This is a genomic window from Clostridium aquiflavi (assembly GCF_031344075.1).
Lineage (GTDB): Bacteria > Bacillota > Clostridia > Clostridiales > Clostridiaceae > Clostridium > Clostridium aquiflavi.
The window spans coordinates 1-25,466 of the sequence record NZ_JAVJAN010000021.1; the positions used below are offsets into that span (position 1 = coordinate 1).

28 protein-coding genes are annotated in these 25,466 nt (G+C 27.0%); 21 read left to right on the forward strand and 7 right to left on the reverse strand.

Annotated elements, in window-relative coordinates; genetic code table 11:
- The first annotated feature begins 212 nt into the window (after window positions 1-212).
- The 14 genes from RGC78_RS08820 (at window position 213) to RGC78_RS08885 (ending at window position 15,268) form a co-directional block, all read left to right on the forward strand.
- The gene (locus RGC78_RS08820; protein WP_252224894.1) at window positions 213-374 is read left to right on the forward strand and encodes a hypothetical protein; all 162 of its coding nucleotides are present in this window, start codon (window positions 213-215) and stop codon (window positions 372-374) included.
- Window positions 375-445: 71 nt separating this feature from the next.
- The gene (locus tag RGC78_RS08825; protein ID WP_012422723.1) at window positions 446-580 is read left to right on the forward strand and encodes a hypothetical protein; all 135 of its coding nucleotides are present in this window, start codon (window positions 446-448) and stop codon (window positions 578-580) included.
- A gap of 300 nt (window positions 581-880) precedes the next feature.
- Window positions 881-2,821 carry a sigma-54-dependent Fis family transcriptional regulator gene (locus RGC78_RS08830; RefSeq protein WP_252224552.1) on the forward strand — a complete coding sequence of 647 codons (1,941 nt, stop codon included), beginning with the start codon at window positions 881-883 and terminating at the stop codon, window positions 2,819-2,821.
- Between the two features lie 254 nt (window positions 2,822-3,075).
- The gene (locus RGC78_RS08835) at window positions 3,076-4,149 is read left to right on the forward strand and encodes a 2,3-butanediol dehydrogenase (RefSeq protein WP_017826274.1); all 1,074 of its coding nucleotides are present in this window, start codon (window positions 3,076-3,078) and stop codon (window positions 4,147-4,149) included.
- 20 nt (window positions 4,150-4,169) lie between these two features.
- Window positions 4,170-5,057 (forward strand): sulfide/dihydroorotate dehydrogenase-like FAD/NAD-binding protein, encoded by an 888-nt coding sequence (locus RGC78_RS08840; RefSeq protein ID WP_309556495.1) that lies wholly within the window; start codon window positions 4,170-4,172, stop codon window positions 5,055-5,057.
- A 2-nt stretch (window positions 5,058-5,059) separates the two neighbouring features.
- A complete protein-coding gene (gene gltA / locus RGC78_RS08845) occupies window positions 5,060-6,451 on the forward strand; it encodes an NADPH-dependent glutamate synthase (protein WP_309556496.1) in 1,392 nt (463 codons plus the stop codon).
- A 334-nt stretch (window positions 6,452-6,785) separates the two neighbouring features.
- On the forward strand, window positions 6,786-8,495 hold the full coding sequence (locus tag RGC78_RS08850) for a methyl-accepting chemotaxis protein (RefSeq protein ID WP_012423619.1): 1,710 nt from the start codon (window positions 6,786-6,788) through the stop codon (window positions 8,493-8,495).
- A gap of 205 nt (window positions 8,496-8,700) precedes the next feature.
- Window positions 8,701-9,387 (forward strand): peptidylprolyl isomerase, encoded by a 687-nt coding sequence (locus RGC78_RS08855; protein ID WP_252248679.1) that lies wholly within the window; start codon window positions 8,701-8,703, stop codon window positions 9,385-9,387.
- An 82-nt stretch (window positions 9,388-9,469) separates the two neighbouring features.
- Window positions 9,470-10,183 carry a YoaK family protein gene (locus RGC78_RS08860; protein ID WP_309556497.1) on the forward strand — a complete coding sequence of 238 codons (714 nt, stop codon included), beginning with the start codon at window positions 9,470-9,472 and terminating at the stop codon, window positions 10,181-10,183.
- Window positions 10,184-10,486: 303 nt separating this feature from the next.
- Complete coding sequence (locus tag RGC78_RS08865) at window positions 10,487-11,002, forward strand: GNAT family N-acetyltransferase (protein WP_309556499.1); 516 nt, start codon at window positions 10,487-10,489, stop codon at window positions 11,000-11,002.
- Between the two features lie 185 nt (window positions 11,003-11,187).
- On the forward strand, window positions 11,188-12,054 hold the full coding sequence (locus RGC78_RS08870; RefSeq protein WP_309556501.1) for an SDR family oxidoreductase: 867 nt from the start codon (window positions 11,188-11,190) through the stop codon (window positions 12,052-12,054).
- A gap of 308 nt (window positions 12,055-12,362) precedes the next feature.
- Window positions 12,363-13,094, forward strand: a complete 732-nt coding sequence (locus RGC78_RS08875; protein WP_309556503.1) for an alpha/beta fold hydrolase — start codon at window positions 12,363-12,365, stop codon at window positions 13,092-13,094.
- A 292-nt stretch (window positions 13,095-13,386) separates the two neighbouring features.
- Window positions 13,387-14,373, forward strand: a complete 987-nt coding sequence (locus RGC78_RS08880; protein ID WP_309556504.1) for a ketoacyl-ACP synthase III — start codon at window positions 13,387-13,389, stop codon at window positions 14,371-14,373.
- Window positions 14,374-14,479: 106 nt separating this feature from the next.
- On the forward strand, window positions 14,480-15,268 hold the full coding sequence (locus RGC78_RS08885) for a nucleotidyltransferase domain-containing protein (RefSeq protein ID WP_309556505.1): 789 nt from the start codon (window positions 14,480-14,482) through the stop codon (window positions 15,266-15,268).
- Window positions 15,269-15,338: 70 nt separating this feature from the next.
- Here RGC78_RS08885 and RGC78_RS08890 read toward each other — a convergent pair whose 3' ends face one another.
- Both RGC78_RS08890 and RGC78_RS08895 read right to left on the reverse strand, forming a co-directional pair.
- The gene (locus RGC78_RS08890; protein WP_012424761.1) at window positions 15,339-15,521 is read right to left on the reverse strand and encodes a hypothetical protein; all 183 of its coding nucleotides are present in this window, start codon (window positions 15,519-15,521) and stop codon (window positions 15,339-15,341) included.
- A 110-nt stretch (window positions 15,522-15,631) separates the two neighbouring features.
- Window positions 15,632-16,174 carry a DUF6512 family protein gene (locus RGC78_RS08895; RefSeq protein ID WP_309556506.1) on the reverse strand — a complete coding sequence of 181 codons (543 nt, stop codon included), beginning with the start codon at window positions 16,172-16,174 and terminating at the stop codon, window positions 15,632-15,634.
- Between the two features lie 271 nt (window positions 16,175-16,445).
- Here RGC78_RS08895 and RGC78_RS08900 point away from each other — a divergent pair, with 271 nt between their 5' ends.
- Window positions 16,446-16,820, forward strand: coding sequence for a RidA family protein (locus tag RGC78_RS08900; RefSeq protein WP_309556507.1), 375 nt, complete (start codon window positions 16,446-16,448; stop codon window positions 16,818-16,820).
- Between the two features lie 205 nt (window positions 16,821-17,025).
- Here RGC78_RS08900 and RGC78_RS08905 read toward each other — a convergent pair whose 3' ends face one another.
- Entirely contained in the window at window positions 17,026-17,460 is a 435-nt protein-coding gene (locus tag RGC78_RS08905) for a hypothetical protein (protein ID WP_252246621.1), read from the reverse strand.
- A 177-nt stretch (window positions 17,461-17,637) separates the two neighbouring features.
- Between RGC78_RS08905 and RGC78_RS08910 the strand changes: the two genes are divergently transcribed.
- Entirely contained in the window at window positions 17,638-17,937 is a 300-nt protein-coding gene (locus tag RGC78_RS08910; RefSeq protein WP_012424256.1) for a DUF3892 domain-containing protein, read from the forward strand.
- A gap of 76 nt (window positions 17,938-18,013) precedes the next feature.
- On the opposite strand, the gene RGC78_RS08915 is transcribed toward RGC78_RS08910, so the two are convergent.
- The 3 genes from RGC78_RS08915 to RGC78_RS08925 are packed head-to-tail and all read right to left on the reverse strand — an operon-like array spanning window position 18,014 to window position 19,892.
- Window positions 18,014-18,826, reverse strand: a complete 813-nt coding sequence (locus RGC78_RS08915; RefSeq protein WP_252246622.1) for an ABC transporter permease — start codon at window positions 18,824-18,826, stop codon at window positions 18,014-18,016.
- Window positions 18,820-19,524 carry an ABC transporter ATP-binding protein gene (locus RGC78_RS08920; protein WP_012423477.1) on the reverse strand — a complete coding sequence of 235 codons (705 nt, stop codon included), beginning with the start codon at window positions 19,522-19,524 and terminating at the stop codon, window positions 18,820-18,822. The genes RGC78_RS08915 and RGC78_RS08920 overlap by 7 nt, the downstream gene beginning before the upstream one ends.
- Window positions 19,524-19,892: a GntR family transcriptional regulator gene (locus RGC78_RS08925; RefSeq protein WP_003372139.1), complete on the reverse strand. Its 369-nt coding sequence runs from the start codon at window positions 19,890-19,892 to the stop codon at window positions 19,524-19,526. Before RGC78_RS08925 ends, RGC78_RS08920 begins: the two co-directional genes overlap by 1 nt.
- 235 nt (window positions 19,893-20,127) lie before the next feature.
- Here RGC78_RS08925 and RGC78_RS08930 point away from each other — a divergent pair, with 235 nt between their 5' ends.
- Window positions 20,128-20,376, forward strand: a complete 249-nt coding sequence (locus RGC78_RS08930) for a hypothetical protein (protein ID WP_252230430.1) — start codon at window positions 20,128-20,130, stop codon at window positions 20,374-20,376.
- Window positions 20,377-20,475: 99 nt separating this feature from the next.
- Here RGC78_RS08930 and RGC78_RS08935 read toward each other — a convergent pair whose 3' ends face one another.
- On the reverse strand, window positions 20,476-21,204 hold the full coding sequence (locus tag RGC78_RS08935; RefSeq protein WP_252223908.1) for an ATP-binding protein: 729 nt from the start codon (window positions 21,202-21,204) through the stop codon (window positions 20,476-20,478).
- Between the two features lie 270 nt (window positions 21,205-21,474).
- On the opposite strand from RGC78_RS08935, the gene dltD reads away from it, so the two are divergent.
- Genes dltD through dltB form a run of 4 tightly spaced genes read left to right on the forward strand, consistent with a single transcriptional unit; the run spans window position 21,475 to window position 25,454 of the window.
- On the forward strand, window positions 21,475-22,659 hold the full coding sequence (gene dltD, locus RGC78_RS08940) for a D-alanyl-lipoteichoic acid biosynthesis protein DltD (RefSeq protein WP_309556508.1): 1,185 nt from the start codon (window positions 21,475-21,477) through the stop codon (window positions 22,657-22,659).
- Entirely contained in the window at window positions 22,628-22,768 is a 141-nt protein-coding gene (locus tag RGC78_RS08945) for a hypothetical protein (RefSeq protein WP_252230434.1), read from the forward strand. The genes dltD and RGC78_RS08945 overlap by 32 nt, the downstream gene beginning before the upstream one ends.
- Window positions 22,769-22,785: 17 nt before the next feature.
- Complete coding sequence (gene dltA, locus RGC78_RS08950; RefSeq protein WP_309556509.1) at window positions 22,786-24,300, forward strand: D-alanine--poly(phosphoribitol) ligase subunit DltA; 1,515 nt, start codon at window positions 22,786-22,788, stop codon at window positions 24,298-24,300.
- Window positions 24,300-25,454, forward strand: a complete 1,155-nt coding sequence (gene dltB / locus RGC78_RS08955; RefSeq protein ID WP_309556510.1) for a D-alanyl-lipoteichoic acid biosynthesis protein DltB — start codon at window positions 24,300-24,302, stop codon at window positions 25,452-25,454. Before dltA ends, dltB begins: the two co-directional genes overlap by 1 nt.
- The last annotated feature ends 12 nt before the right edge of the window (window positions 25,455-25,466 follow it).

Here is a 25,466-nt window from a genome sequence, read left to right on the forward strand (position 1 = left end):
CTAAAGAATAAAAAATAATCATATGCCGCACCATTATTCCTGCACTGCGTTTGGAAAGGGCGCATGGCTAAAAAAATCGACGGTTCCAAAGTCGCCTTAGCGATTTTGTTCTTGTAAATAAAGTATAGAGTTACTTAATAGTAAATATTATTCATATAAATACATTATATTTACATAAATGTTATAATAAACATTAAAGAGGAGTGATAATATTGGAGACAAATTATATGGTTATTATAAGTACAGTTGCAAATATTTTATTAATAATAGGAATTTCAATAGTAGTGGTTAAAGGTATTAAAAAAATAAAGAACTTTGTTAATAAAGTTGAAAAACTAGATAAGAAAATGGATGAGGTTTTAAAGAAATTATAAAAAATATTATGTTAAGTTATTATCAAAAAATATCTTAACATTTAATAATATTACTTATTAGGGGGATATTTATGGAGAATATGAGTATTATGAGTGGAGCTATAGCATTTGGTATAATTCCAAAGTTAATTTTATGGGTAATGGAAGTTTATGCATTATTTTTAGGGATTAAAGCACTTAAGATTTATATTGATAAGAATTCTTAGAAATAATTCAATATTATATAACAAAAGAGTTAGCAAAAATTTGTCTAACTCTTTTTTAATTAAATTAAGATATTTTATAACAACTAAAATAACTATTCTAAATGTCACTCCATGAAAAAAGGAATACTTTCTGCAAAGAAGTAATTAAAAATTTTAATAAAGTCTTTTTGTTTTTGTGGATGAAGTCCCAAAAAATATTATATTGCTTTCTTAAGTAGTAGTTCATAAATAAATTAAGTATAATAATAGCATGTAATGTTATTTTAAAAATAGTTATATGAGTATTGGAGAAATATATATATGGAAAATTACATGAACTTTATTAATAATGCATGGAAAAAATTTATTGCTACTGGAGAAGTAGATAGTAAAGTTAGAAGTGAAATAGCGGAATCATGGATAAGGTGTAGGAAATATGGTGTTGATCCTAACAATGGTAAGGGAAATGTTAAACATCCAGAGATAGATAAATTAATAAAAAGTAATATTGAACTTATTTCAGTAGCTCGACCTATTATGGAAAGTATTTATAGTATGGTTTCTGGATCGGGTTTTGCTTTATTTTTGTCAGATAAAGATGGCTATTTATTAGAGATAATAGGCGATCAAGATATAATGGAGAGGGTTAATGAATTAAACTTTTTAAAAGGAGAATTATGGACAGAAAATATAGTTGGAACTAATGCTATAGGAACAGCACTATATCTTAATAAGCCAGTTCAAACAATAGGTGCAGAACATTATGGAATAAATCAACATTCATGGACTTGTTCAGCATCACCAATTCATGATGAAGACGGAAATTTAATAGGGTGTATAAATATGTCTGGAAATTATTATAATGCTCATTCTCATACTATGGGAATAGTAACAGCTGCAGCTCAGTCAATTCAAAAACAAATGGCTTTAACTATTTCATATAAATTATTAAATGTAACTTTTGATTCTATATCTGAAGGTATGATAGTTATTAATGAAAATATGAAAGTGAAAAGGGTAAATGGAAGAGCATTAGATATATTAAATATATCATTAGAAGAAGCTATGAAAATGAACATTGATAAATTTTTAAATGGGGTACATTTTCATAAATTACTTAAGGAACAGAATAAATCTTTAAATAATATAGAATGGGATTTTCATATTAATGATAGCGTAGTTAAGTGTGTTATAAATGTAGTGCCATTAAATATAAGTGGTAAGAATAATGGGATGGTAATAACTTTTACAGAAGTTAAAAGGGTACATAAATTAGTAAATAAATTTGTAGGATACAAAGCTCAATATAAATTTGATGATATTATGACAACAAATAAAGATATGAAAAAGATGATAGCTTTTGCAAAAAAAGCTGCTGTAAGTGATTGTAATATATTAATTCAAGGAGAAAGTGGAACTGGAAAAGAATTAATAGCACAATCAATACATAATTATAGTGAGCGAGATAAAGGACCATTTGTTGCTGTAAACTGTGCATCAATTCCGAGAGAATTAGTTGAAAGTGAATTATTTGGATATGAAAAAGGTGCTTTTACAGGAGCTTCAAAAGAGGGACACCCAGGAAAATTTGAATTGGCAGATGGAGGAACAATATTTTTAGATGAAATAGGGGAACTTCCGTTAGATACTCAGAGTAAGCTTCTTAGAGTTTTAGATAATGGAAAGATTATAAGGGTTGGAGGAAATTATGAAAAGCAACTAAATGTGAGAGTTATTGGTGCTACAAATAGAATATTAAAAAATGAAATAAATAAACAAAATTTTAGAGAAGATTTATATTATAGATTAAGTGTAATGGAGATAAAAACTATTCCTTTAAGAGATAGAATAGATGATATAAATGTACTTATAAATTATTTTATAGAAAAACTAAATTTAAAAAATAAAGATAAGATTACAAAAATAAATGATTACTATGTAGATGAATTAAAAAAGTATAATTGGCCAGGAAACATAAGAGAACTCAGAAATGTAGTAGAGAGAGACTATTATCTAAGTGATGATGAACTTATAAGTATAAATAATATGAATTATGTAGAGGCAAATAAGAACTTAGAAGAGGAAAAATTTACAGAAGAAGATATAAAAATACTACCTCTTGATTACTTAGAGAGGAATGCTATAAAGGATGCTATAAAAAAATGCAATGGAAATATTCAAATGGCATCAAAGTTACTGAATATAGGAAGAGCTACATTATATAGAAAGATTAAAAAGTATGACATAAGTGTATCAAAATGAGAATGAAAAGAGTAAGTGTATCAAAATGATAAAAATAAATGTATCATATTGATACATTTATTTTTATATATAGATATAATTAAAGTTAATTTTAATATTTTATAAATAAGCTATATAGTTGTAAATACAGAGGTTTTCAATAAATAACTTTATAATTTAATAATTATGTTAAGAATTTGGCATGGATATTGCTATGTAAATATGTATGTTAATTAATTAACAATATATTTAGATATTTAGGGAGGAATTTTAATATGAAAGCAGCATTATGGTATGCAAAGAAAGATGTTAGAGTAGAAGAAATTGAAGAGCCAAAGGTTACAAGCAATGGTGTGAAAATAAAAGTAAAATGGTGTGGGATATGTGGATCAGACTTACATGAATATTTAGGAGGACCTATATTTATTCCAGTAGGACAGCCTCATCCATTAAGTGGAACAACTGCACCAGTAGTTTTAGGTCATGAATTTTCAGGTGATATTGTAGAAGTTGGCGAAAATGTAACAAAGTTTAAAGTTGGAGATAGAGTAATTGTTGAACCTATAGTTGCATGTGGAAAATGTCCAGCATGTTTAGAAGGAAAATATAATTTATGTTCATCTTTAGGATTCCATGGACTTTGCGGAAGTGGTGGAGGACTTGCAGAATATACAGTTTTCCCAGAAGAATTTATACATAAGATACCGGATGAAATGTCTTATGAACAAGCAGCTTTAGTTGAACCAATGGCAGTAGCACTACATTCAATTAGAGTAGGAAACTTTAAAATTGGAGATACAGCATTAGTATTAGGCTCTGGTCCTATAGGATTAGCAACTATAGAATGTTTAAAAGCGGCAGGTGCAAAATTAGTAGTAGTATTACAAAGAAAATCTATAAGACAAGAATATGCTAAAAGAGCAGGAGCAGATGTTGTTCTAGATCCTAATGAAGTTGATATAGCAGAAGAAGTTAAAAAGCTTACAAATGGATTAGGCGTAGATGTAGCCTTTGAAACTACAGGAGCTCAAATAGGTTTTGACACAGGTATTAATAGCTTAAAATTCGAAGGAACTATGGTTATAACAAGTATATGGGAAAATGGCGTTACATTTAATCCTAATGCTTTAGTATTTACAGAAAAGAAGATAGTTGGAACATTAGCATATAGACATGAATTCCCAGCAACTATGGCTCAAATGAATGATGGTAGAATAAAAGCAGAAGGATATGTAACTAAGAGAATACACTTAGATGACATAGTAGAAGAAGGATTTGGAGCATTAACAGGTCCAGAAAAGAAGAAACACGTTAAGATATTAGTAACACCAGATAAAGGTCTTTTATAAAAGAATCAGGGGGAACATAAATGTACAAGATAGTTAGTAAAAGAGAGCTTACAAATAATATATTTTTAATGGATATAGAAGCTCCAAGAGTAGCAAAATCAGCTGAGCCAGGTCAATTTATTATTATTAAGAATGATGAAAAAGGTGAAAGAGTACCTTTAACTATTGCAGGTTATAATAGAGAAGAAGGAACTGTAAGTATAGTATTTCAAACAGTTGGTAAAAGCACACAAGAGCTAGCTCAATATGAAGTTGGTTCTTATGTAGCAGACTTTGTTGGACCATTAGGACAGCCAAGTGAATTTATTCATGAAGATTTAGAAAGCTTAAAAAAGAAAAAGCTAATATTCATTGCTGGGGGAGTAGGAGCTGCACCTGTTTATCCTCAAGTTAAATGGATGCATGATAATGGAATAGATGTAGATGTTATTGTTGGATCTAGAACAAAAAATTTATTAATATTAGAAGAAGAAATGAAAGCAGTAGCTGGAACTCTTTATGTAGCAACTGATGATGGAAGCTATGGATTTAATGGAAGAGTTACTGATTGCTTACAAGGTCTAGTTAACGAAGGAAATGAGTATGACCATGCAGTTGTTATAGGCCCTATGATAATGATGAAATTTATGGCAGACTTAACTAAAAAATTAGATATACCAACTACAGTAAGCTTAAATCCTATAATGGTAGATGGAACAGGAATGTGCGGAGCTTGTAGAGTAACTGTTGGTGGTGAAATTAAATTTGCTTGTGTTGATGGACCAGAATTTAATGGTCACTTAATAAATTACGATGAATCTATGAGGAGACAAGCTATGTATAAAACAGAAGAAGGTAAAGCTAAACTAGCATTAGAAGAAGGTAATACTCATAGTCATGGTGGCTGTGGTTGCAGAGGTGATAAGTAATAATGGATATGAAAGAGAGAATGGTAAGAGTACCTGTAAGAGAACAAAATCCAAAAGTTAGAGCAACAAATTTTGAAGAAGTCTGTTTAGGATACAATGAAGAAGAAGCGATTAAAGAAGCCTCAAGATGTTTAAATTGTAAAAATCCTAAATGTGTAGAAGGCTGTCCAGTATCTATTAATATTCCAGGATTTATTTCACATGTTAAAGAAGGTAACTTTGAAGAAGCAGCAAAAGAAGTTTCAAAGTATAGTGCACTACCAGCAGTATGCGGTAGAGTATGTCCTCAAGAAAGCCAATGTGAAGGAAAATGCGTTTTAGGAATAAAAGGTGATTCAGTATCAATTGGTAAGCTTGAAAGATTTACAGCCGATTGGGCAAGTACCAATGATGTAGATTTAAGTGAAACAGCATCTAAAAATGGAATAAAGGTAGCTGTTATAGGAAGTGGTCCATCAGGACTAACTTGTGCAGGAGACTTAGCTAAAAACGGATATGATGTTACTATATTTGAAGCACTTCATAAAGCTGGTGGAGTTTTAGAATATGGTATACCAGAATTCAGACTTCCAAAAGAAAAAGTAGTTAAAAATGAAGTTGATAATATAAGAAAACTTGGCGTTAAGATTGAAACTAATGTTATTGTAGGTAGAACAATAACAATTGATGAACTTTTTGAAGAAGAAGGTTTCAAAGCAGTATTTATAGGTTCAGGAGCAGGTCTTCCTAAATTCATGGGAATAGAAGGAGAAAATGCAAATGGAGTATGTTCTGCAAATGAGTTCTTAACAAGAGTAAACTTAATGAAAGCAGCAGTTGATGGATATGATACACCTGTTAGAGCTGGTAAAAAAGTTGCTATAGTTGGTGGCGGAAATGTTGCTATGGATGCTGCAAGAACTGCATTAAGACTTGGAGCAGAAAGTCATATAGTATACAGAAGAGGTGAATCAGAACTTCCAGCAAGAGTTGAAGAAGTTCATCATGCTAAAGAAGAAGGTGTAATCTTTGATGTTTTAACTAATCCAAAAGAAATATTAGTAGATGAAAATGGATGGGTTAAAGGAATGAAATGCATTAAAATGGAACTTGGAGAGCCAGATGAATCTGGAAGAAGAAGTCCAGTTGAAATTGCAGGATCAGAATTTATTATTGATGTGGATACTGTAATAATGTCACTTGGAACATCACCAAATCCATTAATATCTTCAACAACTCAAGGATTAGAAATAAATAAGAGAAGATGTATAATTGCTGAAGATGAAACTGGATTAACGTCAAAAGAAGGTGTTTATGCTGGTGGAGATGCAGTAACTGGTGCTGCAACAGTAATTCTTGCTATGGGAGCAGGAAAAAAAGCAGCTCAAGCAATTGATGAATACTTAACTAAATAATTTAGATATATTGAACGAACGCACGCATTCAAAAAGGACATTACTAATAATTTTAGTAATGGCCTTTTTTATATTTAAATAACTTTAAACATAAATTAACAATTTATTTGTATTTAATATTATATATTTTAAATTATTATTCACAAAAAAATGCTTTGAAAATTAACAAATATATAAATAAAGAGAGAAAAAACTAGTAAATAAAAGAAAAATATTAATATAATTAAAAACATAGTTTTTTTGTAAATAACAATATTAAAGTTTAATAAAAATATAGTCGAAAATTAGATATAGTGTTAAAATTATGAAGATATAACAGTAAGGAGATAAAAATATGTTAAAAACAATAAAAAGTAAGTTGATTTTTTTAGTAATTATTTTTGTAATTACAATTGTATTTATGGGAATATATTCAACTAAAACTTTAAATAATGTAAATCAAAAATCAACAATTATTTCAAAGGAGTTTATTCCAGCAATAGTATATTCAGAAGAATTGAATACAATGACATCAGATTTTAGATTGCTTGAGTATAGCCATATAGTTGCAACAACTCCAGAAATTATGGAAGAAAAAGAAAAAGCTATGGAAGAAAAAGAGAAAGAAATACAGAAAAAATTAGACATGTATTCAAAAACTATATATAGAGAAGAAGATAAAGAATTATTTGATATTGTTAAAGAAGAATGGAACAAATACTTAGGATTACATAATCAAGTTATTGGTTTAAGTAAAGAATTAAAAACACAAGAAGCAATGAATATAATGAGTGAAGATTTAAGAGAAGCTTTTAATAAAGCATCATCTTCTTTAATAAAATTAGCAGATCTTAATAAAAAAATGACTGAAAATGCTAGTTTAGAAGGGGATAAAGAATATAGTACGTCTATTAAAATAAACATAATAATAATAGCAGTATTAAGTGTATTAAGTATAATATTTGGAGTTATTATTATTAATGCTATAAGAAAACCACTGAATATGTTAAAAGTAGAGCTAGATTCATTAGCAGAAAGAGGCGGAGATTTAACTAAAGAGATAGAAATAAATTCAGAAGATGAAATAAAAGATCTTTCAGTGAGTTTGAACAAATTCATACAAAATTTAAGGAATATTATAAAACAAGTTAATGAAAGTTCTAATAGCATAGATGATGTTACAGAAATTATAAAGAATAATGTTACAAAGTTAAATTCAGATATAGAGGAAGTATCAGCAACTACAGAGGAACTTGCTGCAAATATGGAAGAAACAGCAGCTTCATCTGAAGAAATGTTAGCAACATCGCAGGAAATTGAAGAAGTGGTTAAATCTATTTCTCAAAAATCTCAAGAGGGAGCTATTAAAGCAGGAGAGATAAGTAATAGAGCAGAAGATACTAAAATAAATGTACAAGCTTCAGAGAAGAAGTCAATTGAATTATTTAAAAGTACAAAATTAGAATTAGAAGAAGCAATACAAGCATCAAAAGTTGTTGAACAAATAAATGTACTTTCAGAATCAATAATGCAAATAACTTCACAAACTAATCTTCTTGCTTTAAATGCAGCTATAGAAGCAGCAAGAGCAGGAGAAGCAGGAAAAGGATTTTCAGTTGTTGCTGAAGAGATAAGAAAGCTTGCAGAACAATCAAAAGATACAGTAATAGAAATTCAAAATATAACAGGAAAAGTAACCAGTGCAGTTAGAAATCTTTCTAGTAGTTCAGATAAATTATTAAGATTTATGTCTATAGATGTTTACAATGACTATAAGGAGATGTTAGATGTAGCATGTAAATACAGCGAAGATGCTGAGTTTGTTGACAGTCTTGTAACTGATTTTAGTTCAAGCTCAGAGGAACTTTTAGCATCTTTACAAGAAGTGATTAAAACAATAGACGGAGTTTCACAAGCTGCAAATGAAGGGGCTGGGGGTACTACAGATATTGCAAGTAGTATTTTACAAGTTAATGATAAATCTAATAGTGTTTTAGAAAATGCATTAAAATCACAAGAAAATGCTAAAAGGTTAAAAGAAGAAATTTCTAAGTTTAAAATTTAGAATATGTTTAATTTAAGGTTTTGTTTTAGTAGTATCTTAATATATGAACATTTAAAACATAAAATAATTAAAAAGATAATATAAATTGATGATAGAGGTAGATGTTATATATTTAGAATAATGTCTGCCTTTGTTGTATATAAAAACAAGTAAATTATGTTATACTTATATTGTTAAAATTTTAATTGTAGGGTGGAGGAATTTGATGCTTATAAAAAGTATAAAGAAGTATACCAATTTGATTTTATTATTAGTTTTTGTTAGCTCTTTAGGATTAGTTGGTTGTGGAAATTTTAAAGATAATGATACTAAACAAAATGTTGAGTCAAACTCTACAACAGAAGATACTGACAGTAATTCATCAGAGGAAATTGAAAATTTACCATTAGCAACTATAAATGTTAAGGATTATGGGGTTATTGAAGCTGTGTTGTATCCAGAAACTGCTCCTAATACGGTAAATAATTTTATAGATTTAGCTAATAAAGGTTTTTATAATAACCTTAAATTTCATAGAATAATTAAAGACTTTATGATTCAAGGTGGGGATCCAAAGGGTGATGGAACTGGAGGTCCAGGTTATTCAATAGAAGGAGAATTTGCATCAAACGGTATTCCAAATGGATTAAAACATACCAAAGGTGTACTGTCTATGGCAAGATCACAGAATCCTAATAGTGCAGGTAGTCAGTTTTTTATAATGACTGGAGACGCACCACATCTTGATGGAGAATATGCTGCTTTTGGTAAGGTAGTATCAGGTTTTGATGTGTTAGATAAAATAGGAAGTGTAAAAACTAAATCACAAGATATTCCTAAAGATGATGTGATTATTGAGTCAATTACTGTAGATAGCAAAGGCGTAGAGTACAATGAGCCAAATAAAAAATAGAAAATTATTATTAATATATCATCATTGCTTCTAAGTTTTGATGATATATTTTTTGCGTTATAAAAAAGGGGGAATTTTAATATTGTTTACTAAAGATATAAATATTAATATGTGTAAAAATAAACATGTTAATACTTCAGAATCTGTACATTTAGGAATACTTTTAGCTATTGTGGGAGGATTCCTTGATGCCTATACATTTGTATGTAGAGGAGGAGTTTTTGCAAATGCAGAAACTGGTAATATAGTTTTAGTAGGAGTAGAGGTAACTAAAGGAAATTTTAAAGGAGCTGTTATGGCATTTTTACCTATTTTAGCATTCATAATTGGTGTTATTGTTGCAGAAAGAATAAACGAATTTGAATCTTGTATTGTAGTCGTAGACAGTCATCGTGCTATTTTGATAATTGAAATGTTAGTACTTTTTATTATAGGGTTTGTACCAACTACAATTCCTAATATATTTGTAACTACCACTATATCATTTGTTTCATCTGTACAGATATCATCATTTAGAAAATTAGTTGATTCTCCATATAGTACAACCATGTGTACTGGAAATTTGAGAAGTGCTTCACAAGCGGCATATATGGCATTTAGAAGAAAAGATAAGACCTACACTATAAAATCAATTCGTTATTGTATAATTATAATTTCTTTTTTAGTGGGCGCATGTTTAGGTGGAGTATCAACTCTAAAAATTGGAGTTAGATCAGTTTGGATTTCTGTAATTGTATTACTTTGTGCTATCGTATTATTTACTATAGATGAAATAAGATTTAAAGAGCAATGTTAAAAAACTTGTCCACATTAAATTCATAGTTATACTTTATTTTTTGAATTTCAAAACTAGGATTTTTAAGTTGAAAAATTTAATTCTATAATAGAAATGTAATTAAATTGAATTAAATTACTTTTAATAGAATTAAATTGAATTTAATTACAGCTACCAATAAATTGGAAGAAAACTTATGTAAATTGAGAAAAGATAGATTATTTCAATGTAATAACATATTACAAAAATTACAGCATTTTACTATTAACTTATATAATTGGTACAATCGATTAAGATTATTAGATTATTTGGAGGGATAGTACAATGTTATATTCAGATATAAATCTCCAGCATGAGGTTTATAGAGACGATGTTTTTGATATTGCAAAATGGTTAAAGGATGAAGAGGTATCTAAATATTTAAATGAAAAAAATGGAATAACAAATAGTTTGGATAGTTTAGCAAACAATTCAACATTGCCTGTAATGACTCAATATTTTAATAATAATGGTCCATTTTATATGATAGAGCATAAAAATAAATCAATTGGTTATTTAAAGATTGTTACTAAAGATAATAATAACAGTGCAGAAATAGTTGTTGCTATTGGTGATAAGAAAAAATGGGGCAAAGGAATAGGAACAATAGCTGTAAAAAAAGCTTTAAGTGAGGCATTCTTAAAATACAGAGTTAATAAAGTAGTAGCTAAAATTCATAAAGAAAATTATAGATCAAGTAAGGTATTTAAAAAAGTAGGATTTATTGAAAATGAATTATTAGAAAAGGAAACAAAATACTTAATAACATTTAATGAGTATATTAGCCAATTTAGTAGTTAAACTCAGAAAACAATCTATTATATAAATTTAATGTGATATTTTATCGAAGTGTTAATATATTAATAAGTAAAGTGTATGGAGTAATATTTTTATATTTATGTCCTGAAATATAGTTGGAAGTAAATATTTTTTTTGTGCTAGGAGATACTATTTAATATTAAATAGATAACTAAGGAGGAATTAATATGAATTTTCCTAATTCATTTCCAGCACAACATCAAACCAAGCATCCAGGATTTGAATATGAAATGAGTCCAGTACCAGTTTATGATGATCCTAATTATAATAAGAGTGGTGATTTATTAAGTAATAAGGTAGCACTAATTACTGGGGGTGATAGTGGAATCGGAAGAGCGGTATCAATAGCGTATGCTAAACAAGGAGCAGATATAGTAATTGTTTATTATAATGAAAATAGAGATGCAGAAGAAACAAAAAAACTTATAGAAAACATAGGACGAAAGTGTACTATTATAAGTGGTGATATTGGAAAATCAGAATTTTGTAATGAAGCAATTAAAAAAACTATAAGTGAATATGGAAAATTAGATATTTTAGTAAATAATGCAGCTGTTCAATATGAATGTCAAGATATAAAGAATTTATCTGATGAACAATTTGATAAGACTTTTAATGTGAATGCATATGGAACTTTTTATATGACTAGAGAGGCATTAAAATATTTAAAACAAGGAAGTTGTATAATAAACACTGCTTCTGTTGTAGCATTTAAGGGGAATGAAACATTAATTGATTATTCTATGACAAAGGGAGCTATAATCGCACTTACAAGATCATTAGCACTTTCTCTTGCAAAGAATAAAAGTGGAATAAGAGTAAATGCAGTTGCCCCAGGGCCAGTTTGGACTCCGCTTATACCATCTAGTTTTGATTCAACTAAAGTAACTACATTTGGAGCAAATACCCCTATGGGAAGGGCAGGCCAACCAGTTGAATGTGCTGGAGCATATGTATTTTTAGCATCTGAATGTGCATCATACATTACTGGTCAAACAATACATATTAACGGTGGAGAAATAGTTAATTCATAATACAAATAATATTGTTTTTAAAATTAATTAAAATAAGGCTTAAATTATGCTATATGCAAAATTTAAGCCTTATTTTTAGTTGAGTATGAATTGTTTTTTTATTATGAAGAATTAAATAGATTTTTTATTAAGGAAAATAAATATATAATTTTGTGTAAAGCATATATAATTCTATGATGAAATAGTAATTTTAACTATCATATATTCAAATTATAATTACTAGAATTAAAATAGTATAATAAAGCTAAGATATGAAAATACAGTATTGAGTGGATGATACCATTTGATATTTAAAGGAGAGTAAGCTAGTGAGTAAATCATGCTCTAATGTAATTAATAACAAAACAGCTAATATATATTATGAAGTACATGGTAAAGGGGAGGCATTAGTGCTTTTACATGGAAATGGGGAGGATTTAGAATATTTTAAAAATCAAATAGAGTATTTTTCAAATAAATATATGGTTATTGCAATAGATACTCGAGGACATGGTAAATCTACAAAAGGAAATATACCATTTGATTTTTGGTTATTTTCAGATGATGTAATTTCAATTTTAGATAAAGTTAATATTAAAAAAGCTCATATTTTAGGCTTTAGTGATGGTGGTAATACTGCATTACATTTAGGTTTAAAATATCCTGATAGAATCAGATCACTTATTTTAAATGGAGCAAATTTTAATCCTAATGGAGTGAAATTTTTAGTTCAAGCCCCAGTTATATTGGGATATTATTTATCGATAATTTTCTCACTATGTTCAAATAAAGCAAAAAACAATAGAGATATTTTAAATTTGATGGTAAATAACCCTAAATTATTCAAAGAACAACTTGAAAAAATTAAAATACCTACATTAGTAATAGCAGGAGATAATGATATGATTAAAGAAAATCATACTAAACTGATTTCAAGACTAATAGAAAATTCTGAAGTAAATATTATTTCAAATTCAAGTCATTTTGTTGCAGCAGAAAACCCTAAAGAATTTAATAAAATTGTAGAGGATTTTTTAAATAAACATAAAATAGAAGATTAACCAATTTATAAATTAAAAGATGATTTCTTAAATATATAGAAATCATTTTTTTTAGTTTATATAAAACTAAATTATTTAGTAAAAAAATATCAAAAAATAAAGAAAAAATAGAATAAAATTCAAAAAATAGTATAATTTAAGTAATTATGGGTTGACATAAAATTAAAAGTGGATTATCATAGTATATGTTGGTAATATTTTACAATAAATATATTACATGAATACATAAAAATCTATAATTATGATATTAAAAAATACCATTGATTTAAATAATTGGAATGGAGAAGTATAAATGAATATAAAAATAAGAGCTATAGAAACAGAATATCCAGAAAATATAGTAGATAATGAATTTTACATAAAGCATTTTAAGGAACAGGGAAAAGACATAAATAGACTTTTAGAAGCTTTCGGAAGAAAAGAAAGAAGAATAGTAAATAATGATAGTGATACTACACTGAGCATGGGAATTCAGGCTTCATTAAAAGTATTAGAGAGCGCAAATCTTAAAGGTGACGATATAGATTTAATTATATTTTCAAGTCAATTTCCAGAATACATATGTCCAACTCAAGCATTGATAGTACATAATGCTATAAAAGGTAAAAACGATACTATAGTTATGGACTTAAATGTAAATTGTCTTGGTATGTTAGTAACTCTTGATACAGCATCAAGACAATTACTTCAAAATAAGAAACTTAAAAGAGCATTAATAATAGGATCAGATTATGCCTCAATTCACATGAAACATAGTGATGAATTATGTTACCCGATGTTTGCAGATGCAGCATGTGCAATGATTTTAGAAAAAACAAATGAAGAGTGTGGATTTATTGATTCTGATTATTTTACTGATAGTAAAAAATATAGTGCAGTAATGTATCCACAATGTGGTTCATCTTCATATTATAAAGATACTACATCTTATGATGATATGAAATTTGGCTGGTCAGAATGTGACGATGATGTGATTGATATAGCAGTAAATTCTATTAATAAATTATTAAAAGATAATAATTTAAATATATCTGATATAAGTGCTTTTTGTCTTTCACAGTTCGCACTTCCTATAATAAATGGATGTATAGATAGACTAAGATTAGATTCAAAAAAAGTTATTTTTGTAGGAGATAAGTTTGGGTATACAGGGACAAGTTCACCTCTTATGGCTTTTAATGATGGAGTAAAGAGTGGGAAAATTAAAAGAGGAGATTATGTAGTATTTTGGTCTATTGCAGCAACTAGAACTGCCTGTTCTGTTTTATATAAATATTAATATGAAAAGTGAGGATAGTAATTAAATTTAGGAATAAAAAAATAAGCAAAAAATAGATTTTATTAATAATATAGTATATTTATATGAGTATATGGGGGAGAGCATAATGGATAAAATTAAAAATTTAATTGAAGACTTTAGTAAAAGACAAGAAATAGAAAGTATAGCTCTTGGAGGATCAAGAGCTACTAAATTAAATGATAATAATTCAGATTATGATCTATATGTTTATTTAAACTCTGATTTATCTAAAGAAGTTAGAAAAAATATTTTAGATAAATACTGTAATTATATAGAGTTAAATAATACTTACTGGGAAGCCGAAGATGATTGTTATTTAAATGATGGAACAATTATTGAAATTATTTATCGAAGTATGAGTGAATTTGAAAATGAATTAAAATCAGTAGTTTTGGATTGCAATGCGCACAATGGATATACTACTTGTATGTGGTCAAATATTAATGAATGTGTAGTTTTATATGATAGAAATAATAAGCTAAAGGATTTAAAAGACAAATATAATATTAAATATCCTAAAGAATTAAGGAAAAATATTATAGAAAAAAATCTAAAATTATTAGATGGATATATTCCATCATTTTCTATGCAAATAGAAAAAGCAATAATTAGAGGAGACATAGTTAGTATAAATCATAGAATTACAGAATTTTTGGCTAGTTATTTTGATATAATTTTTGCAGTTAATGAACTACAACATCCAGGAGAAAAAAGATTAATCTCAATATGTTTAAGTTCGTGTAAATGCTTACCTAAAGATTTTGAAGAAAATTTAGATAAACTTCTATCAGGAAATAGAAATAAAGAAAAAGTTATGTCAGTTGTAAATAAAATTGTAGATAATATAAAAGAATTAGTTTTAAATACTAAATAATTATTGTAGATTTAAAATAGAGTCAAATAAAAAAATATACCCTTAGGATAAATTCTTAAGGGTATATTTTTTATTTGTTAGCAGGTTCCCATTTGCAACGAACTGGTGAAATGATTAATTCTTCTTTTTTTAATTCTTTAAAGGTTTTATCAATATCTTTACGATCTAATCCTGAAAGTTTTTCTACTTCGCCAGCACTTAGTGGTTTATTTGCTTCACTCATAGTATTTAATATTTGTTGTTTGATATCCATTTTAAGTTACCTCCGATTATTAAAATAATTATTATTTGTTAATTTATTATATTATAACATAATATTTATTTGTAAGAAAATAAGTGAATTCAATATTTTACAAAATAATATCAGTTAATTCCATACTTACCATTGGTTGAATCCATGAAAAGAGGTATTTTAGGTTGAACAAATGTAAATAGAGTAAATAAAAATATAGTAATAAAGAAAAGAGCAGAATATAAATAATTATTGCTTAAATCATAATTAGCATAAGCCTTAAAGCCAATATATTGACCAATAGATACACCTAAAATTAAAGAAAATATATCTAAGGCTAAAGAGTGAATTCCTAAAGCACCAGTATAGGTATAGTAAAAGACAACTATTGTAATTGAAGCAATTATCATTGAAATTGTACATGTATGAAACCATTTTTCCCAATCCAATATTATATTATTGAAAATAATATTAGATATAGCATACCAAATTATTGTAGGGTATATAGCAAGTTTTAAGTGTTCCCAAATGCTTTCATTAACAGGCGTGAATATGCCAACTAATAATGAATTATTACTTAATTTATATGTGTAATGAAATAATGTTGCAAGAAGTACTATAAATGGAATTGATAATAGGAAATATAATTTATAATAAAAATACAATTGAAACATTATGAGCTCCTCCCAAGTATAAGTTGTTTTATCGTTACTATAATATATAGTAATAATGTACTTAATTATGAGTTGTGTTAAAAATTATTTTAAGTGAAGAACATATCTTATTATAAAAATAAGGAGATAAAATTTTGATTATAGATGTTTAGGGAAATACTTAAAAATGTTAGTGGATTTTAAGTCGGATATGTATTAAAATATCTATTAAATAAATATGTAATTTGTTCTTAAAATTCATAAAAATACAATTATTATTGGGGGAATTAAAATGTTAAAAGTTACAAATACAGATAAAGCACCTAAAGCAATAGGCCCATATTCTCAAGCGATAAGTTTTGGAGATCTATTATTTACATCAGGACAAATTCCACTAGATCCATTAAGTGGAGAAATTGTTGGAGAAGATATTGAAGAGCAAGCCACTCAAGTTATAAAAAATATTGGTGCTATATTGGAATCTAATGATATTAATTTTTCTAATGTTATAAAAACAACCTGTTTTCTTGCTAATATGAATGATTTTTCTAAGTTTAATGAAGTTTACGCAAAATATTTTATTAGCAATCCTGCACGTTCTTGCGTTGCAGTAAAAGAATTACCTAAAAGTGTTTTATGTGAAGTGGAAGTAATAGCAGCTAAATAATAATGTAAGTAAAACTATAAAATTAGTAAAAACATAATGAGTATTTAAAATGAAAATACTATAGAGTATTAATGAAATTAATAAGAAAATTGATATGATGATAAAATTGAACATATATAATGGTTATAATTCATATTGAGAAATATTTAAGTTTTACTAAAATCAAAATGAGCCTTAATATTTTAAGGCTCATTTTGGCGTCCCATTATCTTCTATGGTTAGAATTATTATTATTCATGTTTTTATTCATGTTTTTATTCATGTTATTCATGTTGTTCATACCGTTAAACGGATTAACGCCATTATTTTGATTTCCCATAAGCATATTCATAAGGGGATTATTATTCATATTAGGATTATTCATCATGTTAGCACCATTCATCATGTTCGGATTCATTCCGCCCATAAGCATGTTTAAAAGGGGATTACCACCCATTCCTTGATTTTGGTTGTTATTTCCACCACCAAACATATTCATCATAGGATTACCATTCATCATCTGGTTATTTCCCATCATTTGATTTCCGCCCATCATAGGATTATTTCCCATCATTTGATTGCCACCCATAGCATTCATCATACCAGATAGGGGACTATTAGGAAATAATGCACTAAATATCATACTTAATAATGGATTCATACTATATTCACCTCAAATATTTATTGCTGTTACTGTATAGTATTATGATTAAAGCTAAAATGTACTTAATTTATATAAGATATAGTAATTAAAAATATTTCATATAAAAAAATCGAGTGAATTAAAATATAATATTAGGATAAAATAACATCATAATATTATAGGAGGTGTGATTTTATGAATAATAATAAAGAGATGTTAGATGGTGTATCAACTAATAGTACTAAAGAAGTGACTACACCTAGTAGTAATTCACAATCAATATCAGCTGTAATAAAAAATTCAGGAGAAATAACAGGATATGAACTTTCAAATGGTCAAAGAATATCTAAAGAAGAAGGCGTTAAAATGGCCAAAGATGGGAATATAGCTGGTGTATCAGTTAGTGTTTCTAAAAAGGGAGAAGAATATCTTAGAAGTTTACCAGATCAAAATGAATCAAATAACTTGAGCTCACTACCAACAATTAGTGACTAAAGAATAGAGATATAAATAAATTTAATAGTAAATAAAAATAGTTGAGATTTTAATCTCAACTATTTTTTTTATGCAATTATTCCAAATTTAATTTATTTTTTATGATGTAATTAGTTATTAAGAAATAACATATAAAGAATATAGCATTAATAGCTATAGCAGAAATAAAAACTCCGTGAAATTGATTGATTGAAGATATATTCCATGAAATCATATAATTAGAAACTTTATCTGAAAAAGTAATTGCTAAAGTAGAAAGTATTGTATTCATAATAAGATTTAAAACTATAAATGCTCCGAATGAAGACAATATTTTTCTCTTATTAAATAAGTGACCTATTGATATGGAAGCATATATCATAATAATTCCCATGGCCATTTGAACTAATGCAGCGATTATAAATTCTAAACCAACCATATAACCACTTATACCCCAATATTGATAAATAGATGAAAAAGCAGTACATAAATCCTTAAAGAAGTTTGGGTTAAGTGCATTGGAATTAAATGCCAAAATAAATACTGAAAGTATTGCAACAATGCCACTAACTATAGTCCACATAACAGCAATTAAAAGCTTACTAAATATATTTTGCCAAGGGGCAACAGGTAATGTATTCATTAAATAACCTTCATCGCCAAGAATGTTTTTATAAAATCTTTGTACAATTATAAAAAATGTTACTATAAATACTGCAGCCATAGTACATCCATAAGCAAATACACTAAGGAAAGCTGGAATTCCTCCTAAAGTATCTGTATTAATAACAGAAAAATCATTATTCATAAAAATTTTATTAATTAGTGCAAATATTAAAAGTGCAGCATAAAGTGGAAGTAATGTTCTTCCAGTTGCTTTTGTCTCATATTTCATTAATTTTCCTAACATTTAAATACCTCCCTAAATAAAGCATCAACACTTTTTCCATGTTCTTCTCTAATTTCGTCAACACTTTTTGTCAAGTATATTTCACCATAAGATATAAATACAACATCATCTAATACTTGTTCAATATCTGATATTAAATGTGTAGATATAATTACAGTTGCATTTTCACTATAATTATTAATAATAGTGTTTAATATATAATCTCTAGCCGCAGGGTCAACTCCGGCTATTGGTTCATCTAAAAAGTAAAGTTCAGCATCTCTACTCATTACTAAAATAAGTTGTACTTTTTCTTTTGTACCCTTAGACATAGTTTTTAATTTATCATTAGGATTAATATTCAAGTTTTTTAACATATCATAAGCTTTATCAGAATTAAAATCTTTATAAAAATCCTTAAATAAATTTATAATATCAGATACTTTCATCCAATCATTTAGGTAAGTTCTTTCTGGTAAATAGGAAACTATTTTTTTTGTTTCAACACCAGGTTTATTTCCATTAATTAATATTTCACCACTGTTAGGTGTTAAGAGTGAATTAGCAAGTTTTATTAATGTACTTTTACCACTACCATTTGGTCCTAAAAGTCCAACAATTCTACCACGATTAATTGTTAAATCAATACCTTTTAATGCTTGTTTTCCACCATAATTTTTAACTAAATTTTTGCATTCCAATATAGGTGTATTATTCATTATTTCATCTCCTTCATAAATTTATCCATAATATTAATTATTTCATTTTGGGCATAGCCTATATTCTTCATATTATTAAGAAAACTCTCAATTTCTTTTTTAGCTAAATCATTTCTAATTTTATTAATCAAGTCTATATCCTCCGTAATAAATCTACCACTTGTTCTTTGTGTAAATACTAAGTTTTTTCGTTCAAGCTCAGTAAGAGCTTTTTGCATTGTATTAGGATTAACAGAAGCTTCACTAGCAAGTTCTCTTACAGATGGTAATTTATCACCAGTTATATATATACCTGAAATAATTCGCAATTGTAGTTGATCTATTAATTGTAGATATATTGGTCTATCATCTTTGAATTCCCAACCCATATTTTCAACTCCTTGTACTATTGTATTAATAACGTAATACAATAGTACAACTATATACTAATTTTGTCAATACTATATTTGGAAAAAATACAATTAAATTTAAAGATAATAAATTATTTATAAAATAAAAAGTAATTATTAAGTAGTTAAGTCTGTTAAAAAAGGTGATGAAGAAGCTGAAAAGGGTAGAGATATCATAGAATCTACTTTGATTAGTTTTAAAGATATGCAAAAAATGTTTGAAAATATTAAAGATGACATATATAAAGAATATGGATTAGTGGAAAAAATAAATTCATTAGTAGACAATGTACAATCAAATGTTGAGAGTACAACAGCTATTACTGAACAATATGTAGCTAATACAGAAGAAGTAACAACACTACAGGAAGAACAGGAAGAACAAATTAATAGCATACAAGAAAGTGTTGAAAACATATATAATGAAGCAACAGAACTAATGAATTTATTTGCAAATGATTAAATAAGAAGATAGTGATATATTTAAAACAGAGTGAATAATAAAAATAAGGAGCAATTAATGTTTGATTAAGTACTCCTTATTTATTTATTTACATAGATATTATTCTAATATTTCTCCAGAAGTAGAAATAGTTACAATTTGCCAAGGTATTACTTTTCCACTTTCCAGAAGTGCTTTTTTTGTAGCATTAACTATTCCAGCACAGCAAGGTACTTCCATACGAACAATAGTAATACTATTTATTTCATTATAGTTTAATATTTCTATTAATTTTTCAGAATAATCAACATTATCTAATTTCGGACAACCTATCAAAGTAATTCTATTTTTCATAAACTTGTTGTGAAAGTTGCCATAAGCATATGCAGTACAATCTGCTGCAATTAAAAGATTAGAATCATTTAAATATTCTGCTTTAGGTGAAACGAGTTTTATTTGAACTGGCCATTGATTTAATTGAGAAGACACAATAGTTGTTTCTTCATTAGTTAAATCATTATGTTTTATAACTTTGGCATTAGAACCAGGACAACCTTTAGGTATGTTTACATTATTATTTAAATTTAAAGTTTTAGGTATAGATGTTTTTTTATTTTCCATATTTAATTTGACTGCTTCTTCATCGTAGTCTAGAGCTTCTCTTTCTTCAAAAGAAATAGCATTTGTAGGACAAGATGGTAAACAATCACCTAATCCATCACAATAATCATCACGTAATAATTGCGCTTTACCATTAATTAATCCAATAGCATCTTCATGGCAAGCATCAACACAAAGTCCACAACCAGTACATTTATTTTCGTCAATTTTAATAATTTTTCTTATCATAAAATAACCCTCCATAACAAACAATATTGATTTAAATACAACCTAATAATATTTATTATAGTATAGAGAAAGTTTTAAATCTGTTTCAAATGTAACAGATTTAAAGTGAATCTTAGAAAAATAAAACGTCAACTCAGATAATATTGACATTGATACAATTATATGTATAAAATATTAATGATATTAAAAGGATTTATGATATTTATTTTTAGAATTAATGTGTATAAAATTTTAATGATAAATAGTTGATTATTAAAAAGGAGGGACAATATGAAAAAGATAGCTATATACATAATACTTCCTATCATTATAATGCTAATAACAGTTACTTCTTTAAATATTTTTTTAGATAAAGAATTAAATGATATGTTAAAGTCTAAGGATTTAACCAGCATAAATAAGGAATATGGGAGCATATATAAGGATAAAGGATTAGCATATAATGAGTATATTACTCAAGAAAATGAATTAGTATTACAAGGATCATCAGAATTAGGTTCTCCAGTTTCACAATTACCTACAACATTTTTCCCAGTTAAGGGATTAGATCAAATTGTTACAAATGGAAGATCGTATTCTCAACATTTACATCAATCATCTATATTGGGAAGTCAACAAGTTGATATGGAAGGTAAAAAAGTTGCACTAGTACTTTCATTACAATGGTTTATGGGAGAAGGTGGAATAGATTCAGGCAGTTTTCAAGCCAATTTTTCACCAGTACAATTTTATAATTTTTTAAGTAATGAAAAAATAAGTGAAGGTAATAAAAAACAATATGCAACTAGAATATGTAGTTTATTATCTGGAAGTACTCAATTTGCACCAGAAAGATTATATTCAAAAATGTATAGTAGTGATAATTTTTTATATAACATGGCTGATATATTATGTAAGCCTTATTTTATTGCAAGAAAAGAAGTGGTTGAACTTAAAGATAAAGGACTATTATATAAAAAGTTAAAAAAATTACCAGAAAAAAGTGAAATTCAAAGTGAAATAGTTAATTGGGATGAGGAATATAAAAGAGCAGAGGAAGAAGCAAGTCCACAAGTAACTAACAATGAATTTATGGTATATGATAGTTATTATAACAATAACTTAAAAAGCAATGTAGAATCACAAAAAGATTCAAATAAGAATGTTGATTTAATGAAATCAAAAGAATTTGAGGATTATGAGTTATATTTAGATACTTGTACTGAATTAGGAATAGAGCCATACATAATATTAATGCCAACAAATGGATTATGGTATGACTATACTGGACTTAGCAAAGAAAAAAGAGATGAATTTTATGATAAAGTTCAAGAGATGGCAGAAGAAAAAGGCTTTGATGTCTTAAACTTAAAAGATGAAGAATATACACCTTACTTTATGTGTGATGTAATGCATTTAGGATGGAAAGGATGGCTTAAAGTAGATGAAGAACTATATAAACGCTTTAAAGAATAATGAAGAATTAAAATTTGTTTTAATAAGTTCAATAGTAGTGATTTTTGCTATTTTAATATTAGTATTTGAACCATTTAACGAAATTCCATTTATATACAATCAATTTTAAAGAAAGGTGTAGTTAAAATGAAGATATTAGAAGGAATAAAGAAGTTTTCAAAAAGTGATAGAGTTGCATTAACTTGTGATGGAATGTCTATGACATATAAAGAATTAGATAATATATCAGAAAGTATAGCAAGTTTTGTATTAAAGAAATTAGGTAATGATAGAACCCCTATTATTATTTACGGAAATAAAGAAAATTTAATGATGGCATCTATGATATCAGCATTAAAATGTGGGAGAGCATACATACCTATAGATATAAGTTATCCTAAAGAAAGAGTGGATGCAATTATTAAAGAGGTAAATCCACAAGTTCTTATAGATTTTAGTGAAGGTAATGTTTTCGATAATATATTAGTTTTAAAAGAAAAAGAAATTAGAGAAATAGTTAATGAATATAATGGTTTAGAAGTAAGTCCAGAAAAATGGGTAAAAGAAGATGAAAATGCATATATTTTATTCACTTCTGGTAGCACAGGAAAGCCAAAGGGAGTGCAAATAAGCAGTAACAATTTAGATAATTTTGTTGAGTGGATGGCAGATTATTTAAAACTAGATGAAAGTGAAGAAGTATTTATGAATCAAGCTGCTTATTCATTTGATTTATCTGTAACTTCAATTTATCCAGGATTATGCTATGGAAAAACTCTACATGGATTTTCAAAAAATACACTTTCAAATTTAAAACAAATGTTTGAAGATATAAAACATTCAGGAATTAATATATGGGTATCTACACCATCATTTGCTGGAATGTGTGTAACTGAGGACAACTTTAATTCAAATATGTTAACTAATTTAAAAGCTATGGTATTTGTAGGAGAAATACTTCCTAAGCCATTATGTGAAGAACTTTTGAAGAGATTTCCAAATACGAGAATAATAAATGGATATGGTCCAACAGAGGCAACGGTAGCGGTAAGTATAAATGATATGAATAGAGAAGTATTATTACAAGAAGGAAGTTTACCTATTGGATATCCTATGAAGAAATCAGTAGTTAAGATTGTTGATGAAGAAGGAAATGTTTTAAAAGATGAAGAAAAAGGAGAAATTATAATAGTAGGTCCTAGTGTAAGCAAAGGATACTTTAATAATGAAGAAATGACTAAAAAATCATTTTATTATGATGAGTATAACGGAGAAAGATGCAGAGCTTATAGAACTGGAGATTTAGGATACTATGTTAATGGAAACTTATATTACTGTGGTAGAAAAGATTTCCAAATAAAACTAAATGGTTATAGAATAGAGATAGAAGATATAGAAAATAACTTAGTAAGGGTAAGTAATGTAAAGAATGCAGCTGTTGTTCCAGTAAATAAGGATGGAAAGATAGCATATTTAACTGCTTTCATTGAATTAAAAGAGGACAATGGATTAAGTGGATTAAAAAATGGAATAATGATAAAAAAAGAGCTAAGTGAATTAATACCTTCATATATGATTCCGAGAAATATAAAAATAGTAAAAGAATTTCCTACTAATATAAACGGAAAAATTGATAGGAAGAAATTAGCGGAGGAATTATAATGAAGTTAACGCAATATGGAGATTACTTTTATTTATATTTATTATTACTAACATTTATTCCAGCAATAATATTAGGGCTAAATGGAATAAAACCTAAATATTATGGAATAATTGTATCAGCAGTTATGATTTTATTAATCATGACTAAAAGTATAGGATTGTATCTATTTTTAATGTTTTTAATTGGTGAAACTTTTGTAATATATATGTATTTATTTATAAGAAAGAAAACAGATAATAAGTACATATATTGGTTAGCATTATTTTTGTCAATGCTTCCTGTTGTTATTAGCAAATTAGCAGGGGTTACTAGATATTCATCTGTTATTGGATTTATTGGTTTATCATATTTGAATTTTAAAGCTATTCAAATGATAATTGAAATTTATGATGGAAGAATTACAGAAATAAAATTCACTACATTTATATATTTCATAATGTTTTTCCCAACTTTAAGTTCAGGACCTATTGATAGATGGAAAAGATTTGAGGAAAATTTAAATGGTAAGATTGAAAAAGAAGAATATATAAATGAATATTTAATACCAGGGTTTAGAAAAATAATTTTAGCTATAGGATATAAATTTATCTTGGCATATTTAATAGATACGTATTGGCTATTAAAGATACCTACAGATATAACTTTATTAAATAGTTGGAACTATATGTATGCATATACATTATATCTAGTCTTTGATTTTGCAGGATATAGTTTATTTGCAGTTGGAACTAGCTATATATTTGGAATTAAAACACCAGATAACTTTAACAAACCTTTTGTAAGTAAAGATATGAAGGAATTTTGGACTAGATGGCATATATCTTTATCAAGATGGTTTGGTGATTATATCTTTTCAAGATTTGTATTAAATTCAATGAGAAAGAAAAGATTCAAAAATAGAATTATAGCATCACATGTGGCACAAATAATAACAATGTTTGTAATGGGATTGTGGCATGGACTAACTACATATTACATAATTTATGGATTGTATCAAGGTTCAGCATTGGTTTTAACGGATATATATCAAAGAAAATCATCTTATTATAAAAAGCATAAAAAAGAAAAATGGTTTCAAATGATACAAAGAGTAGTAACATTCCATATTGTATGTTTTGGTATGTTAATATTTTCAGGATATTTATTTAAATAAAGTATTGCTATA